Source organism: Pseudoalteromonas sp. SD03 (assembly GCF_040937955.1).
Lineage (GTDB): Bacteria > Pseudomonadota > Gammaproteobacteria > Enterobacterales > Alteromonadaceae > Pseudoalteromonas > Pseudoalteromonas tetraodonis.
The window spans coordinates 3,027,684-3,044,750 of the sequence record NZ_CP162514.1; the positions used below are offsets into that span (position 1 = coordinate 3,027,684).

12 protein-coding genes are annotated in these 17,067 nt (G+C 41.0%); 2 read left to right on the plus strand and 10 right to left on the minus strand.

Annotation, left to right across the window (positions count from 1 at the left end; translation table 11 throughout):
- Window positions 1–15 precede the first annotated feature (15 nt).
- The 10 genes from ABZP26_RS14150 to ampD all read right to left on the minus strand — a co-directional run bounded on the left by ABZP26_RS14150 (window position 16) and on the right by ampD (window position 15,014).
- Window positions 16–1,068: an ABC transporter ATP-binding protein gene (locus ABZP26_RS14150; protein WP_368485081.1), complete on the minus strand. Its 1,053-nt coding sequence runs from the start codon at window positions 1,066–1,068 to the stop codon at window positions 16–18.
- Window positions 1,069–2,700, minus strand: a complete 1,632-nt coding sequence (locus tag ABZP26_RS14155) for an ABC transporter permease (protein WP_368485082.1) — start codon at window positions 2,698–2,700, stop codon at window positions 1,069–1,071.
- Entirely contained in the window at window positions 2,700–3,704 is a 1,005-nt protein-coding gene (locus ABZP26_RS14160) for a Fe(3+) ABC transporter substrate-binding protein (RefSeq protein WP_013465926.1), read from the minus strand. Before ABZP26_RS14160 ends, ABZP26_RS14155 begins: the two co-directional genes overlap by 1 nt.
- Window positions 3,705–4,546: 842 nt before the next feature.
- The gene (locus tag ABZP26_RS14165) at window positions 4,547–5,233 is read right to left on the minus strand and encodes a tRNA-uridine aminocarboxypropyltransferase (protein ID WP_028835611.1); all 687 of its coding nucleotides are present in this window, start codon (window positions 5,231–5,233) and stop codon (window positions 4,547–4,549) included.
- A 327-nt stretch (window positions 5,234–5,560) separates the two neighbouring features.
- Window positions 5,561–6,988 (minus strand): dihydrolipoyl dehydrogenase, encoded by a 1,428-nt coding sequence (lpdA, locus tag ABZP26_RS14170; RefSeq protein WP_013465928.1) that lies wholly within the window; start codon window positions 6,986–6,988, stop codon window positions 5,561–5,563.
- Window positions 6,989–7,151: 163 nt separating this feature from the next.
- Window positions 7,152–9,077 (minus strand): pyruvate dehydrogenase complex dihydrolipoyllysine-residue acetyltransferase, encoded by a 1,926-nt coding sequence (gene aceF / locus ABZP26_RS14175; protein WP_368485083.1) that lies wholly within the window; start codon window positions 9,075–9,077, stop codon window positions 7,152–7,154.
- Between the two features lie 10 nt (window positions 9,078–9,087).
- Entirely contained in the window at window positions 9,088–11,754 is a 2,667-nt protein-coding gene (aceE, locus tag ABZP26_RS14180; protein ID WP_013465930.1) for a pyruvate dehydrogenase (acetyl-transferring), homodimeric type, read from the minus strand.
- Between the two features lie 84 nt (window positions 11,755–11,838).
- Window positions 11,839–12,588: a pyruvate dehydrogenase complex transcriptional repressor PdhR gene (gene pdhR / locus ABZP26_RS14185; RefSeq protein WP_008114937.1), complete on the minus strand. Its 750-nt coding sequence runs from the start codon at window positions 12,586–12,588 to the stop codon at window positions 11,839–11,841.
- A gap of 741 nt (window positions 12,589–13,329) precedes the next feature.
- Window positions 13,330–14,181, minus strand: coding sequence for a beta-lactamase regulator AmpE (ampE, locus tag ABZP26_RS14190; protein ID WP_024601737.1), 852 nt, complete (start codon window positions 14,179–14,181; stop codon window positions 13,330–13,332).
- A 287-nt stretch (window positions 14,182–14,468) separates the two neighbouring features.
- A complete protein-coding gene (gene ampD, locus ABZP26_RS14195) occupies window positions 14,469–15,014 on the minus strand; it encodes a 1,6-anhydro-N-acetylmuramyl-L-alanine amidase AmpD (protein WP_368485084.1) in 546 nt (181 codons plus the stop codon).
- Window positions 15,015–15,205: 191 nt separating this feature from the next.
- On the opposite strand from ampD, the gene nadC reads away from it, so the two are divergent.
- Window positions 15,206–16,051, plus strand: coding sequence for a carboxylating nicotinate-nucleotide diphosphorylase (nadC, locus tag ABZP26_RS14200; RefSeq protein WP_290191705.1), 846 nt, complete (start codon window positions 15,206–15,208; stop codon window positions 16,049–16,051).
- A 510-nt stretch (window positions 16,052–16,561) separates the two neighbouring features.
- Entirely contained in the window at window positions 16,562–16,996 is a 435-nt protein-coding gene (locus ABZP26_RS14205; protein WP_368485085.1) for a pilin, read from the plus strand.
- Window positions 16,997–17,067: the final 71 nt, after the last annotated feature.

The following is a 17,067-nucleotide window of genomic DNA, read 5'->3' on the forward strand; positions in this document are numbered from 1 at the left end:
AAACACAGCGATTAATTACGATTCAAAAAAATTCACCGTGTGCGGTTTTATTTTTATTATAACCTGTTCATTAATTTCAAATGACTGGCCATACTGGGCTGCAACTTCTATTTCTTGCTCAGCAATAACCACAGTGTATACATAAGCAGAGCCAATAAAGCGACTACTTAATATACTAACCCGCTCAGATTGCTGTTGAGTATCGTTATTACTAGCAAGTTCAAGTTGATGCGGACGCACATAAATAACGCCCTTATCGGCCACGCCATACTGCTGTGGCTGTATTGATTCAACCACCCCAAACTGCGTTTGATATTCAGTGGCGGTTAATACGGTTGCGCTTAAGTATATGCCCTGACCCAGAAACTCTGCAACCTCCTTTGAACGTGGTTTAGCAAAAAGCTGTTCTGGCGTACCTTGCTGCGCAATTTTGCCTTGGTGCATAACCGCAAGTGTATCTGAAAAAGCAAACGCCTCTTCTTTTGAGTGAGTAACAAACACAGCCGATACTTGCTGCGCCTTAATAATGCGCCTAATGTCGGCAATTAACTCAAATCGTACTTGGGTATCAATATTAGAAAATGGCTCGTCAAGTAACAGTAAGCTAGGTTTATATGCTAATGCGCGTGCAATCGCTACTCGCTGCTGTTGCCCACCAGAGAGTTGATGAGGGAATCTATCGGCGCAGCCTACCAAGTGTACCAGCTTTAGCATTTCACTTACGCGTGCGTGTTTATCTGCTTTGCTCATGCCGCTTAGCCCAAACGCAATATTATTAGCCACCGTTAAATGCGGAAATAACGCATAGTCTTGAAACATCATGCCAATATTACGGTGCTCAGGTGAAACAAACGTATTAGCATCACTGACTAGCTTACCATCAATAAATACCTGCCCTTGTTTGGCTTCAATTAATCCTGCAATGGCTTTTAGTGTGGTGGTTTTACCGCAGCCACTGGCTCCGAGCAAACACACTATTTCGTCTTTACCTAAGGTTAAATCTAAATTATCTATCACCTTAGTCCCGTTATATGCATAGCTCACGCCTTGTAAAATCAAACTACTCATTTAGCTACGTTGCTCCATTGAACGGTTAATAAAATATAACGGAATAAACCCCACCACCACAATAAACAAAGCCGATATAGAGGCCAGCTCTAATTGTTCATCGCTTACATACTGAAACACATGAGTTGCTAAGCTTTCAAAATCAAAAGGCCTTAACAACAAAGCTGCGGGTAGCTCTTTCATACACTCGATAAAGACCAATAAACCGGCGGTTAATAAGCCTCGGCGTAATAAAGGTAAGTGCACTAAGCGTAATGTGCGCCCTTGGCTTTTTCCCATTGACTGGCTTGCCATATCAAGGGAGGGACTAATGCGTGAAAAGCTCGACTCAATAGCTCCGTGTGCAACGGCGTAAAACCGCACTATATAAGCAAAAATAATAGTGAGTAAGCTGCCAGTAAGTAATAAACCAATATCTAAATCATAAGGAACTAAAGTGCGGTTGATAGTATTTTCTAATAGGGTGAGTGGCAACAATACCGCTATCGCTAATACTGTGCCGGGTAACGCATAGCCCGTACTGGCCAAACGCCCGGGTATTAATGGATTTGTTTGTTTAGCAATGCGCTGATAAAACACCACTAAAACACTCAGTATAATAGTCACCACACTGACTACAGCCGCCACTTTTAAACTTTGCCATGCATAGCTAAAAAACTCACTATTCCACGCTTGATCAAAATACATAACTGCATATTTGAGCAATACAACCATCGGAATAATAAACGAAATAATTAAAATAAAGCTACAAAACCCCGTTGCTAGCCACGCAGACTTGCCTTTGAGGATATAAAGCGCCTCGCTGTTCACGCTCGATTGACGCTCAAATACCGCTTGGTTACGACGGCTAAAACGCTCGGTGATCAATGCTAAGAACAGCAATAACAACATCACCCCTGAAATTTTTGCTGCTGCAGTTAATGAATAATAGCCAAACCAGGTATCGTATACGGCAGTGGTTAATGTACTGACAGCAAAATAGCTTACGGTGGCAAAATCAGCCATGGTTTCCATGCTGATCAAAGCAAGTGCCGCTACAATGGCACCACGGGATAATACAAGGCTGACTTTAAAAAAGCTTTTCCATGCATTTAGCCCCATTAACTGACTGGCTTGGACTAACTTAAAAGATTGTTCTCGCAGTGCAGTTTTAAAAATTAAATATAAATACGGGTAGAGTACCAGCGCAATCATAACAATAGCCCCTGGTAAGGTGCGTATATCAAAAAACCAGTAATCACTTGGCGACTGCCAACCAAACCACTCTCTTAGAGTTATTTGTACCGGCCCCGCATAATCGAGTAAATCGGTGTACACATAAGCAATAATATAAGTAGGCATGGCAAGAGGCAGCATCAGTGCCCATTCAAATTGTTTTTTACCTGGAAAGCGACAATAAGCGGTGAGCCAACCCAGTGGTAACGCAATAAAGCAGCTAAGTAACCCTACACCTAAAACCAGTAATACGGTATTGCTTATATAGTCCCACAGTACGGTATTCCACAGGTGGGTAAATACCTCTGAGTCGCCTTGTAAAGATTCTAATAGTAGGAAAAACAACGGGGTCGACAGCAATAACCCAGTCGACCATGCAATAAGCTGCCATTTTGACAGCTGAAATTTATAAGTCATTAAAGATCGAACTTCACCTCATCAATTAGCTTAAGGGCTAACGGACGATATTTGCTAATTTCATCAAGCGGTAAGCTGTCTTCCTTAAAGCTTCCCCATGATGCAACCAAACTAGAAAGTTTCACACCTGGCTTAACCGGATACTCCATATTGAGCGAGGCATACATATTTTGCGCCTTATTGTCTGTCATATACTCTATGAGTTTCAAGGCATTTTCAGGATTTTTAGCATACTTAGTAATAACCGCACCCGATACATTTATATGTGATCCTCGGTCAGTTTGATTTGGAAAGTTAATATGAACGGCTTCAGCCCATGGTTTTTGTGCTTCGTCTTGCAGCATTTTTCCCAAGTAATAACTATTACCTAAGGCTAAATTACATAAACCTTCTTTAACCGCTTTAACTTGCGCTCGATCGTTACCTTGAGGTTTACGCGCTAAATTAGCTTTTACACCCTCAAGCCATGTTTTCGTCTGTGCTTCACCATGATGAGCAATCATAGAAGCCACAAGGCCTAAGTTATATGGGTGTTTGCCAGAGCGAGTACAAATTTGTCCTTTGTATTGCGGCTCAGCAAGCGCTTCGTAGGTAAGGTTAGGCAATGCGCCTAAACGCTCTTTTGAAGAGTAAACATTACGCACGCGCTTAGTGAGCGCTACCCACTGACCATCGCCATCACGAAATGCCGCCGGGACATTATTATTAACCAGCTCGCTTTCGATGGTTTGCGTAAGATTTAGCTCTTCTAATTGAATTAAAGCACTAAAGTTTGAGGTTAAAACTAAATCGGCTTTGCTGTGTTTACCTTCACGCTTAACACGTTCTATTAAGCCTTTTTTAGCAAACACCACATTGGTTTTAATGCCCGTTTGCTGTGTAAAATCGTCTAAAATAGGTTTAATTAAAAAAGGTTGTCGAAATGAGTAAATATTCACAACATCGGTTGCAACAGCCGGTGCTGAGGCAATTAACCCAACAACAAGCGCGAGTGTTTTTTTCATATTGTCTTACCTAACTAATAATTATTATCATTAATTTTACCGCGATGAACTAAAAAGTGCACACTTTATATAATCACTTCGTGATAAATACGCCCAAAAAAGAAAACCCTTGTAAGACATCTCTTACGCTTATGACAGCTAATGAGTAAAAACACTCTGTATAACACCACAAAAACATAGCAAGTCATTGTATTTTATATAATTTAAAAATATTTCATTTGTAAGAACCTAAACCATAAGCGGTTTTATCCTACATTTACTGCAAATCACTCTCTATAATTAACCCATAAATAAGCAACGACGCTTACCGAGTAAATAGAAACGGACTAACTACTCGAATACCAAGGTTTGGTTTTTAGGATAACAGGGATTTAAGGACAGGCTCAGGATGAGTATCGCAATGGAATGTTGCATAAGGGATAGCATCAGGATGATGCGTAATGGATAACAACACGAAAAAGTTGTTGCTAAAGGATAGGGAATAAAACGGACAGGCCTTAGGGCAACACAACGGAATGGTAGCAAAAGGAATGCACTCGGATGTGCAATAAGGATTGGTAATAGATTTTACCTTACAGGATGTTTTAGGGATTCATGGAGACAGGCCCGGATAGCCTATATTACATAGAACTAGAAAGTAATATTGTAATAACACGGATCGTAAAAATTGGAGTTGATTAGGTTCAATTGCAGGATGCAACAAAGTTAGAAGATTCCGCAAGCGCGACTAGAGATGGTTCGCGCTTTTCTTTTGCCTGAAAATCAGCGGTCAGCCAAGATTATATACATTCAAACTATGAACAAGCATTAAATCCAGCCTTTTCGTATCAACATCTTGCAGTTTATTCCGGCCTGCCTTTGTTGCGCTTACCGAGTAAATAGGCGTCGCGAAATTTGATAAAATGCTGTTCTAATTTAGTACTCGCATCAACCTCATTCGCTAATGCCAATACCATAATAGCCACTTCTGCCGTACCTAACTGGTGAGCATGGGGTGCTACACGTAATCGGTAATCTGAGAGCTTTTGTGCGGTAATAGAAAGCACGGGCAAATTATCTAGATAAGGACTTTTGCGGATCATTTTTTTAGCTTCACGCCATGTACCATCTAAAAATATAAATAAAGGCGTTTTACCTGCAACAGGCTCTACTTGCGTTACTACTCTATCTGTTTCAACATCTTCAGCAGGAAAAATCACAAAAGGCTGATATTTATCATTATTCAATAATGCTAATAAAGCAGGATCTGGGGAGGTTCTATCCCAGCGAAACGCATAATTGTCAGGGACTATTTCAGCAATTAAACGCCCTGTATTAGACGGTTTAAAACTTTCATTATGATACATCAGTAAACAAACCGCAGCGTCGCAACTTGCGTACTCAGCGCCCTCACAAATACAGTAATGCTTGGCAATTAAGCATTGCTCACAGCGGTCCATCTTACCGCCCCGGGCATTAAACTCGCGTCGAGATTCACTTATTTGCTGGGCACGTAACGCTAAAACTGAATTTTTGAAACCTTGAGTCACTGTGGTTTATTACCTATAAATTGATGGCTGCGCATTGTAGCTAAAATAAAAGGGAATAGATATCTGCGGGCTGCGGGCTGCGATAAAACATCGAGCTTTTTACAAGCATAATTTTTATATTGCAGGCGTGAATTTATCTCGCGCAGGTTTAATTTTGAGGCTTTAAGCCCGTTGCCCGGCACTCGCAGCTCGACATGCTTTAGTCTTTGTTTTTGCACCATAGAGACGCTGCGCTACACAGAACAATCTTTTGCTAAACCCTGAGGCTATAAAAACAAAAAACCCAAGCCGAGGCTTGGGTTTTTTATCGCGATTAACTAAAAGAAATTACTTCTTCTTTTTAACTGCTTTTTTGTTTGGTAAATCAGTGATTGAACCTTCAAAAATTTCAGCTGCAAGGCCGATTGATTCGTTCAATGTTGGGTGAGCATGAATTGTTAGCGCTAGGTCTTCACCATCTGCACCCATTTCAATACCTAGACCGATTTCGCCCAGCATTTCGCCTGCGTTAATACCAATCATAGCACCACCGATAATACGGCCGCTCTCTTTATCAAAAATAAGCTTAGTAGAACCTTCAGTACGTGAAGAAGCAATTGCACGACCCGATGCAGCCCAAGGGAATACTGCTGTTTCAATGCTTAAACCTTGCTCTTTCGCTTCTTTTTCAGTTACACCCGCCCATGCAATTTCAGGGTCAGTGTAAGCAATTGAAGGAATACACTTAGGATCAAAGTAATGTTTTTGACCAGAGATAACTTCAGCAGCAACATGACCTTCATGAACCGCTTTATGCGCAAGCATAGGCTGACCCACTAAGTCACCAATTGCAAAAATATGTTCTACGTTAGTACGTAATTGCTTATCAACGTTAATAAAACCACGCTCATCAACATTCACACCCGCTTTATCAGCGTCTAACATGTTACCGTTTGGTGTACGACCTACAGCAACAAGTACTTTGTCGTAACGTACTGGCTCTGCTGGTGCATTTTTGCCTTCAAACGTAACATATAAACCGTCGTCTTTTGCTTCAACGCCAGTTACTTTAGTTGAAAGCATCACGTTAAACTTGTCTTTAACATGCTTTTGGTAAATTTTTATGATGTCTTTATCAGCAGCAGGAACAAGTTGGTCTGCAAATTCTACAACATCAATTGCAGAACCTAGTGCACGGTAAACCGTACCCATTTCTAGACCAATAATACCACCACCTAAAACAAGTAGTTTTTCAGGAACATCTTTAAGCTCTAGCGCACCCGTTGAATCAATAACGCGATCATCTTCTGGGATGAAAGGTAAGTTTACAGGTTTAGAACCCGCAGCAATAATTGCGTTATCAAAGGTAATGGTTGTTTTACCGTCAGCGCCTTCAACGTCTAAAGTATTGCTACCAGTAAATTTACCGTAACCAGATACAACTTTTACTTTACGCATTTTAGCCATGCCGTCTAAGCCACCTGTAAGCTGGCCAACAACAGACTCTTTCCAAGAACGAACTTCATCTAAGTCAATTTTTGGTGCGCCAAAAGTAACGCCGTGAGATGACATTTCTGCAGCATCATCAATCACTTTAGCTACGTGTAAAAGTGCTTTAGAAGGAATACAACCAACATTAAGACATACACCGCCTAATGTCTCGCGAGATTCTACTAATGTAACTTCTAAGCCCAAGTCAGCAGCGCGAAAAGCCGCAGAGTAACCACCAGGACCACCGCCTAGTACAACAACTTGAGTTTTTAATTCGTTGCTCATGCTATTACCTTTATTGTTTGAACGGGACACAGCCCCAAAATTTAACTGCCATGTTTCTGCAAGGCAGAAAAGGGCATTTGTGCAAATATTGTATCATTGCAAATGATAAAAATCCCAGCTAAAAACAACTGGCTGGGATTTGATTTTACTCACTCTGTAGTGATCACATCACTAACTGGCGTATATCACTCATGTAACTTGCAAGAGTAACAGTAAAGCGTGCAGCAAGTGCACCGTCAATCACTCTATGGTCGTAAGACATTGAAAGTGGAACCATTAGCTTAGGCTTAAACTCTTTACCATTCCACTTAGGCTTCATTTCAGATTTAGACACACCTAAAATTGCCACCTCAGGTGCATTCACAATCGGCGTAAATGCCGTACCACCAATACCACCTAGGCTTGAAATAGTAAAACAACCACCTTGCATATCTGATGAACTTAACTTGCCATCACGTGCTTTAACAGATACTTCCATTAGTTCACGAGAGAGTTCAATAATGCCTTTTTTATCAACATCTTTAAATACTGGCACAACCAAGCCATTAGGCGTATCAACCGCTACACCAATATTGATGTACTTTTTAAGGATTAAGCTTTCACCATCCTCAGAAAGTGATGAGTTAAATGTTGGGAACTCAGCTAATGCTTTAGCTGCTGCTTTCATTACAAACACGAGTGGCGTAATTTTAACACCCAGCTTTTTCTTCTCGTTAAGCGCGTTTTGCTCTTTACGGAACTGCTCAAGGCTAGTGATATCCGCTTCATCAAACTGGGTAACATGTGGAATTTGTACCCAGTTACGGTGTAAGTTTTTACCTGATAGCTTTTGAATACGAGAGAGTTTTTTCTCTTCAATTTCACCAAACTTAGCAAAATCAACTTTTGGCCACGGAATTAATCCAAGCTCACCGCCACCGGCATTGCCTTTAGCTGCAGGTACTTGACCAGATTCAACTTGCTTAACCAGTTGCTTAACATAGTTTTGCACGTCTTCTTTAACAACACGGTTTTTACGACCTGTGCCTTTTACGTTCGCAAGGTTAATACCAAACTCACGTGCTAAACGACGAACCACTGGCGATGCATGAGCATAAGCGCTGTTGTTTTCAAAGCTCTCAGCACTTGCTTTTTCAGGCGCAGCAGTTGGTTTTGACTCTGCTTGAGCCGCTGGCTTAGATTCAGCCTTTGGCTCGTCTTGTTTTGCAGGCGCGTCACTTGGTGCACTACCCGCCACTTCAAATACAAAAATCAGGGAACCCGTTTTAACTTTATCGCCTGTTGCCACTTTAATTTCTTTTACAGTACCAGCAAACGGCGCAGGTACTTCCATAGCAGCTTTATCGCCCTCAACGTTTAAGATAGATTGCTCTTCTTCTACGCTATCGCCAACCGCAACCATGACTTCTGTTACTTCAACTTCGTCATCACCAATATCCGGTACGCTAACTTCTTTAGTGCTTGATTCTGACGCTTTAGATGAAGCAGCTTTTTCAGTAGGCTTCTCTTGCGTTTTTGAATCACTTGCAGGTGCAGTTTCGTTACCACCACCAGCGACTTCAAAAACAAACACTAATGAGCCCGTTTTCACTTTGTCACCAGTATTTACTTTAATTTCTTTTACAGTGCCAGCAAAGGGTGCAGGTACTTCCATGGCGGCTTTATCGCCCTCAACGTTTAAGATAGATTGCTCTTCTTCTACGCTATCGCCAACCGCAACCATCACTTCAGTCACTTCAACTTCATCATCGCCAATATCTGGCACAGTCACTTCTTTGGTTGACGAGCCCGATGACGCAGCCGGTGCTGCTTCCTCGGTTTTTTCAGCTTCTTTAGAGTCAGCAGCAGGGTTTTGCACTTCACCTTCAAAGATGAACACTAAACTGCCTGTGGTTACTGTATCGCCCACATTTACTTTAATTTCTTTTACCGTACCGGCTTGTTCAGCAGGTACTTCCATCGCAGCTTTATCGCCTTCAACACTTAATAGTGATTGGTCAACTTCAACTTTATCGCCAACGCTCACTAGTATTTCGGTTACTTCTACTTCATCGCCACCGATATCAGGTACTTTAATTTCAATACTCATTGCAAACCTCTTATGCGTACAGTGGATTTAGTTTGTTCGTGTCGATGTTGAACTTTTTAATTGCTTCAACAACCACTGACTTTTCAACTTCACCACGTTTAGCAAGTTCAGATAATGTCGCAACTACCACGTAGCTTGCGTTAACTTCAAAGTGACGACGTAGGTTTTCACGGCTGTCTGAACGACCGTAACCATCTGTACCCAATACTTTGTAGTTACTGCTTGGGATAAATGAACGTGCTTGCTCTGCGTAGTTTTTCATGTAATCCGTTGCAGCAACAGTGACTGAATCGTTTAATACGCTTGTAATGTAAGCTGTTTTTTGCTCGCTTTCTGGATTAAGCATGTTGAAACGCTCAACATCTTGTCCATCACGCGTAAGTTCATTAAATGAAGTTACAGAGTAAACATCAGATGCAATACCATAGTCTTCGCTTAAAATTGCCGCCGCTTTACGCACTTCAGTCATGATAGTACCTGAGCTTAATAGCTGTACGTTGGCTTTTTTGCCTTCGTAGCTTTCTAGCTTGTAGATACCTTTACGAATACCTTCTTCAGCACCTTCAGGCATTGCTGGCTGATGGTAGTTCTCGTTCATTAACGTTAGGTAGTAGTAAATGTTTTCTTGATCTTCACCGTACATACGACGAATACCGTCTTGCACAATAACCGCTACTTCAAATGCATAAGTAGGATCGTAAGAAATACAGTTAGGTACCGTGTTTGCAAGAATGTGGCTGTGGCCATCTTCGTGCTGTAAGCCTTCGCCATTTAGCGTTGTACGACCCGCCGTAGCACCTAATAAGAAGCCACGTGCTTGTTGATCCCCTGCCATCCACGCCATGTCACCAACACGTTGGAAACCAAACATAGAGTAGTAAATGTAGAATGGGATCATCGGTAAGTCGTTGGTGCTGTAAGATGTTGCAGCAGCAACCCATGACGACATTGCACCTAGCTCATTAATACCTTCTTGTAGTACTTGTCCTGACGTTGCTTCTTTGTAGTAAGAAACAATATCACGGTCTTGAGGCGTGTAGTTTTGGCCGTGTGGGTTGTAAATACCGATTTGACGGAATAAACCTTCCATACCAAAGGTACGTGCTTCATCGGCAATAATAGGCACGATGTTTTTACCAATGCCTTTATCTTTTAATAAGATATTAAGAGCACGAACAAAGCCCATAGTCGTTGAAATATCACGCTTTTGTTCTTCAAGTAATGGCTTGAATGCGTCAACTTCTGGCAACTGTAACTTTTCAGAGAACTTAGCAATACGTGTTGGTGTGTAACCTTGTAATGCATCACGACGAGCATGTAGATACTTGTACTCAGGTGAATCTTTTTCAAGCTCTAAGTAAGGTAGCTCTTTTAGTTGCTCTTCTGATACTAAGTCATCTAAGCCTAAACGTGAGCGTAAGTGAGCCACATGCGACATATCCATTTTCTTAACTTGGTGCGCAATGTTTTTACCTTCAGCTGCTTCACCCATGCCGTAACCTTTTACAGTTTTAGCTAGGATCACTGTTGGACGACCTTTCGTCTCTTCTGCCTTTTTAAATGCGGCATAAAGTTTTGAAGATTCGTGACCACCACGCTTAAGCGCAAAAATTTCGTCATCGGTCATATCAGCAACTAATGCTGCAGTTTCAGGGTAACGACCAAAGAAATGCTCACGTACGTACGCACCATCTTTTGCTTTATATGTTTGGTAATCGCCATCAACAGTTTCGTTCATTAGTTGCAGTAATTTACCTGTGGTGTCTTTAGCAAGGAGAATATCCCAACCGCTGCCCCAAACAAGTTTAATAACATTCCAGCCAGCGCCTTTAAATAGCCCTTCTAGCTCTTGAATGATTTTACCGTTACCCATTACTGGGCCGTCTAGGCGCTGTAAATTACAGTTAACTAAGTAACATAAGTTGTCCAGCTTTTCACGTGCAGCGAAAGAGATAGCACCACGTGATTCTGGCTCATCCATTTCACCGTCACCTAAAAACGCGTATACACGTTGGTTTTTAGTGTCTTTTAAGCCACGGCCATCTAAGTATTTTAAGAAACGTGCTTGGTAAATTGAAGAAATTGGACCTAAGCCCATAGATACCGTTGGGAACTGCCAAAACTCCGGCATTAATTTAGGGTGAGGGTAAGAAGGTAAGCCTTTACCATCTACTTCCTGACGGAAATTATCAAGCTGTTCGGCACTTAAACGCCCTTCAACAAATGCACGCGCATAAATACCCGGAGAAATATGACCTTGGTAATAAACTAAATCACCACCATCAACATCATTTGGCGCTTTAAAGAAATGGTTAAAACATACTTCATAAAATGCAGCAGACGATTGGTAAGACGCCATATGGCCGCCTAAGTCGAGATCTTTTTTCGATGCACGCAATACAATCATAATCGCGTTCCAACGAATAATTGAACGAATACGGCGCTCAAGATTTACATCACCAGGGTAGGCAGGTTCTTGATCAACCGGGATCGTATTAACGTAGTTTGTGTTAATGCCAGTTGGCATATCAACACCGTCTAAGCGGGCTTGCTCTAACACTTGCTCAAGTAAAAACTGAGCTCGTTCAACACCTTCTTCGCGCACAACTGATTCAAGAGCTTGTAACCACTCTTGTGTTTCTAGCGCGTCTACGTCAATTTTATTGACTTCAGACATATGGAGGTTTCCTTATGTTTAAAATACTAATTTTATGTATTGAATACTTCACTGTTGAATCAAGTTAACAGTGAATGTACTTGCTTAATTTTGTTTGGTGCGTCTCAAACTACGTTCAATTCGCGAGTGCTCTTTACCCGCTTCAAGCAATGCTTCTTCAATATAGGCTAAATGCGCATTACTCGCTAAGCGAGCTTGTTCAGGATTACCGTCAATCACTGCATCCATTAATAAGCGTCTATGCTCGGCTAATTGGCTGCTTATATCTGACTTTTTAAGTAACACCGTTAAATTTTGTAAAACATTCTGCTCAAGTAAGCTTTGCATCCCTCTTACTAAATGCAGTAACACTACGTTATGAGACGCCTCAGCGATGCAAAAATGAAAGTCATTAATCGCTTTGGCTTTTTGCTTTAATTCATCTTTAGCTAATGCAATCTGATCAAAGCTCTGTTTTACTTTTGCAAAATCGTTACTTGTTCCGCGAAGTGCTGCGTAATAAGCCGCAATTCCCTCTAGCGCATGACGAAATTCTAATAAATCAAATTGCGATTCGGGGTGTTTACTGATCAAATCAAACAACGGATCAGTCAGCCCCTCCTCCAATTGATTTTTTACATACGTTCCACCACCTTGACGACGGGTTACGAGCCCTTTTGCCTCAAGCTTTTGAATGGCTTCACGCAACGACGGACGCGACACTTCAAATTGCTTAGCGAGTTCACGCTCCGGTGGTAACTTTTCTCCTGGTGCTAACGACCCCTCAAGAATCATGTTCTCAAGTTGTTGTAAAATAACATCAGATAATTTTGCCGCTTTAATTTTTAAAGACATCAATCAACGTCCGCGTTGTATAAGTGCTAGCAGCCCATTAAAGAAGGCTTTTAACTGAATGACCTGACCAAAAGGTAAATTGGTCATACCAAATTTTGCCATACGTTATCAAAAACCGTAATTACTGTCAATTTACAGCAGTTTTAAAGCCCTAAGGCCAGCGTAACGTAATTTAAACAAAGTTCAAATAATACACAGAATGCAGAGGATAAAGAAAGGTTAATAAGATGAAAAACAAATGGTCAGACCAGTTAATTTGGGTTTTCGGGTTCGGGGTTCGGGGTTCGGGGTTCGGGGTTCGGGGTTCGGGGTTCGGCAATAGGATAAAACGTGGAGACTTTTGCAAACATGTTTTTACATTGCAGGCGAGAGTTTACCTCGCGCATGTTTAGACTCTAGGTTAAAGGTTTAAGCCCGCAGCTCTTAGCCCGCAAGAAAAAGCGTAAAGTGCGCAGCATAAAGCCCCGCCTACGATTAACCCAACACTATGCTTAGCTTAATCTCTGCCTAGAACCTAAAACCAGGCACCAAATATATTTATTTTTTGAACCGCAGAGGGCACAGAGACGCTTCGCGTTCCACAGAGGGAAAAACCATTCATTGTCACTTACTCTGTGTACTCTGCATTCTCTGTGGTAAATAAATTACTTAAAAACTATTACACAAAGAGAAGACAATGAGAGTAAATGAGAAGCAAAAGTAAACCCTAGTGCCTAGAATCTAAAGCCTAATCCCTGCTCTTTAACTTAAACCACCAAATAAAGTCATCAAGGCAATTAACACTAAGTAAAAAAGTACATTTCGCTTAACCAGTTTGATCATACAGGTGGCTTCAAAGGTGCAACCATAGTAGCGCTCTTCAACTTTTTCAGCCGCTAGCGCCGTATAAGTAACCACCTTGCGATTAGGACTTGAAAAGTCAAACACGTAATGTAACCAACAGCTAGTCCCTTTATTAAAGTTACCAATCACTAAATAGCCAAAACTGGTAATACGCGCAGGGAGCCAATCAAGCCAAAACAATAAACGGTGGAGGAGTTTAAAATGCTTAGCAATGACTTCATCGCGGTTGTCACTGACTAAGTCGGCAAAGGTACGTACTAATGCATAAAAAACAGCACCAGCAACGCCCAATACCACAAACCAAAATATAACCGCACAATAAAATCGAAAGTTAACCCAAGCCAGCGTTTGCCCTAAGGTTTCGCCGCCTTGTTGCTCTTGGGTGCGTTTTTGCCCTAATTGCAAAGCATACAAAGACGCAGCGGTTTGATCCCCTCGGGTCAGTGCATTTAAATACGACTTATACAAAGCGCGTTGCTTAGCACAACCAAAACAAACGAGTAACACCGCCACATTAAAAACAAGCTGCCAAAGTGCAAAGTCTGATAAAAAATACACACACCCAACAGCAATCACAGGCAGTAATAGCCAAATTAAAAAACCTGTTGCTGTGCCAAATAAACCTTTATTGGTCAATAAATTAACAGAGCGAGTTAAGTAGCCATTAGCGTAATAACTCATTTGCCAATGCGCAGAGCGAGCACCTAAACGCTCAAGTATCAGTGCAATTATTATTGAAACCAAAATCATGTTGTTACTCGCTTAATTTAGGGTCTGTTGACCTTTGCGGATTATAATTTGTTCAAACTAGGGGCGATTTAATCGCGGCGCGAGGTTTGTAACCTAGTGGGCTAAGTCAAAACCGAGCAACAAAGAGTAAATCGTCCCTAGGCAGAACCCTTCGGGCAGCGCCTGTTTGGCATTGATGCTACGTTATCGCCTATTTATGGGGAATAACCACACCACATAGGCGCTGCCTTGCCTAAATACCAAACAGACTGCTGCAAATTCAACCTTGAAAGGTCAACAGACCCTAGTTATTTAATTAGGTTAAAAAATTTACGCCAGTTAAAACTCTCTCCAGGGTCGGTTTTTCGCCCAGGGGCAATATCGCAGTGCCCTACTATATTACTGGCTGTTATTTTTGGGTAACGCTGCATAATAGCGTGCGCCAATGCAGCTAAACTTTGATATTGACCATCGGTATAATTAGTTGTATCTGTGCCCTCAAGTTCTATACCTATACTAAAATCATTACAATTTTGTTGTCCAGCAAAGCAGGAACGCCCCGCATGCCATGCACGTTTTTCAAAAGGCACATATTGTATAACTTCGCCACAGCGCTTAATAAAACAATGCGCTGATACCCTAAGTCCTGCTAAATCACTGAAGCTAGAATGTGCATTACAATCAATACACCCCATAAATAAATCATCAACGTACGGAGTGTTAAACTGCCCTGCGGGCAATGAAATATTATGAATAACCAACAGCGAAATATCGCACTGAGCAGGTCGCTCGTCAAAGTGGCTACACGCCCGCTGGCTAATATTAGTTATAACGCCTAAAGAATCTATTTTCATAACTAACCAAAATTGATGTATATCAAGATGCTAATAGATTTAACCCTATAAAGATAGCGTAATACTAAACGATAAAATATGATCAACGTGTAAATTAAGCGCTGGCTGATTAGTTTAGTTGTTAGCTGCTTCTATTTAGTAATTAAACAGAGTAAAATTTAGTTAATTTATTATCTATTATGAGCTTTTTCATGTCTATTTCGCATACCCTAATTAGTCAACTTGTTACCTTAGCACTTGATGAAGATCTAAATTACCAAAGCGCTGAACAAGGCGATATTACCGCACAGCTTATTCCTCAAGCAGAGCAAGCCAATGCGAAAGTGATCACCCGTGAAGACTGCATCTTTTGTGGTAAAGACCTAATCATTGAAGTGTTTAAACAAGTCGACCCAAGCGTGGTTGTAAATATATGCGTGAACGACGGCGACTTTGTCAGTGCCAATAGCACTTTATTTACTGCATCAGGTTCTGCTCGCGCTATTTTAACAGCCGAGCGCACCGCACTTAACTTTGTACAAACGCTTTCTGGCACAGCCACAACTACAGCGCATTATGTAAAAGAGTTAAGCGGTACTAGCACGCAACTGCTCGATACCCGTAAAACTATTCCAGGACTTAGAGCGCTACAAAAGTATGCAGTTAAATGTGGCGGCGGTGCAAACCACCGAATTGGTTTATTTGATGCGTTTTTAATTAAAGAAAACCACATAGCGGCCTGTGGAGGAATTAATAACGCGGTTACTCAAGCTAAGCTAAATCATGCCGATAAACCTATAGAGGTTGAAGTTGAATCGTTTGATGAGCTAGAGCAAGCCATTAACGCAGGCGCCGACATTATTATGTTAGATAATTTTAATCCAGAGCAAATACGCCAAGCAGTTAGCATTACAAATAAGCGCGCAAAACTTGAAGTGTCGGGCAATATGACCCTAGAAACACTAAAAGCATACTCGCAAGCAGGGGTCGACTTTATCTCAAGCGGCGCACTTACAAAAAATTTACAATCAATCGATTTATCGATGCGATTTGAGTAAATAATGTAAAATTTATTTATATATTCTTGCGCTAATTGATTGACAGCTTTTAAAAAAGGGCATTAAATAATTCAAATGGATTATTTGTAACAAGTTATTAAATTAATGCGTTTTTTATAAATTTTTTACATACAAAAGCGCAATAAACAGTGTTAGACTCGTTCATATTGACTAGTTTTAAATATTTAATTAGTTATAAAGAGTGAAAAGGTATTTATAAGGGACAGAGTAAAAATAAGCGATAGGGTTTATTTTTATAATTAGCTTGTAACTTACGCGGGTTATAACTAACTTTTAATAGATAAGTTTATGCTCAAGTAAGGGACAAATTAACGAATAACCGCCATGCAGTGTGTTTTAAAGGCCAATATTTTACCGCTTGAACATAGCACTAAATTTGGCAAAATGATTTTATTTTTGTAGTAACAGGTTAAGTGAACAACATAAGTTACAGTTTATAAACTTATACCCGTTTGGCTTACCACAACATTATCCTTTAGGAGAGGAAACATGCAAACAATGACACAACAAAACCAAAAGGGTTTCACCCTAATTGAATTAATGATTGTAGTAGCAATCATCGGGATTTTAGCAGCAGTAGCACTGCCGCAGTATCAAGACTACACAGCTAAATCACAAGTCGGGTCTGCTTATGCTGAGGTAACATCTTTAAAAACGCAATTTGAGGTTGCTGTAAATGAAGGTAAAGCCCCATCAATAACATCTACTGATGCTGGGTTTATCGGCCAAACAGCTAACGGCGGGACATATTGCACCATTGGCATTACAGGTTCTACTGCAATCGAGTGTACTATGAAGAACAGTAATGCAGGAAAAATTAATGGCAAAACCCTAACACTCAACAGATCAGTTGACGGTGTTTGGACTTGTGCAGCTGATGCAACTCTTGAAGCGAAGTTTGTTCCTGGTAATTGTACCCAGTAAACTAACGTGAGCCTTCACTAGGGTAATAGTAATACTATTACCCACTTTTTTAATCTATCCTTCATCCGAAC

Bases quoted from the DNA above. Each gene is read 5' to 3' on its own strand.
- nadC (WP_290191705.1), top strand. From the start codon at position 15,206: ATGTCTATTTCGCATACCCTAATTAGTCAACTTGTTACCTTAGCACTT.
- ABZP26_RS14160 (WP_013465926.1), bottom strand. From the start codon at position 3,704: ATGAAAAAAACACTCGCGCTTGTTGTTGGGTTAATTGCCTCAGCACCG.
- aceF (WP_368485083.1), bottom strand. From the start codon at position 9,077: ATGAGTATTGAAATTAAAGTACCTGATATCGGTGGCGATGAAGTAGAA.
- ABZP26_RS14150 (WP_368485081.1), bottom strand. From the start codon at position 1,068: ATGAGTAGTTTGATTTTACAAGGCGTGAGCTATGCATATAACGGGACT.
- ampE (WP_024601737.1), bottom strand. From the start codon at position 14,181: ATGATTTTGGTTTCAATAATAATTGCACTGATACTTGAGCGTTTAGGT.
- lpdA (WP_013465928.1), bottom strand. From the start codon at position 6,988: ATGAGCAACGAATTAAAAACTCAAGTTGTTGTACTAGGCGGTGGTCCT.
- ABZP26_RS14205 (WP_368485085.1), top strand. From the start codon at position 16,562: ATGCAAACAATGACACAACAAAACCAAAAGGGTTTCACCCTAATTGAA.
- ampD (WP_368485084.1), bottom strand. From the start codon at position 15,014: ATGAAAATAGATTCTTTAGGCGTTATAACTAATATTAGCCAGCGGGCG.
- ABZP26_RS14155 (WP_368485082.1), bottom strand. From the start codon at position 2,700: ATGACTTATAAATTTCAGCTGTCAAAATGGCAGCTTATTGCATGGTCG.
- pdhR (WP_008114937.1), bottom strand. From the start codon at position 12,588: ATGTCTTTAAAAATTAAAGCGGCAAAATTATCTGATGTTATTTTACAA.
- aceE (WP_013465930.1), bottom strand. From the start codon at position 11,754: ATGTCTGAAGTCAATAAAATTGACGTAGACGCGCTAGAAACACAAGAG.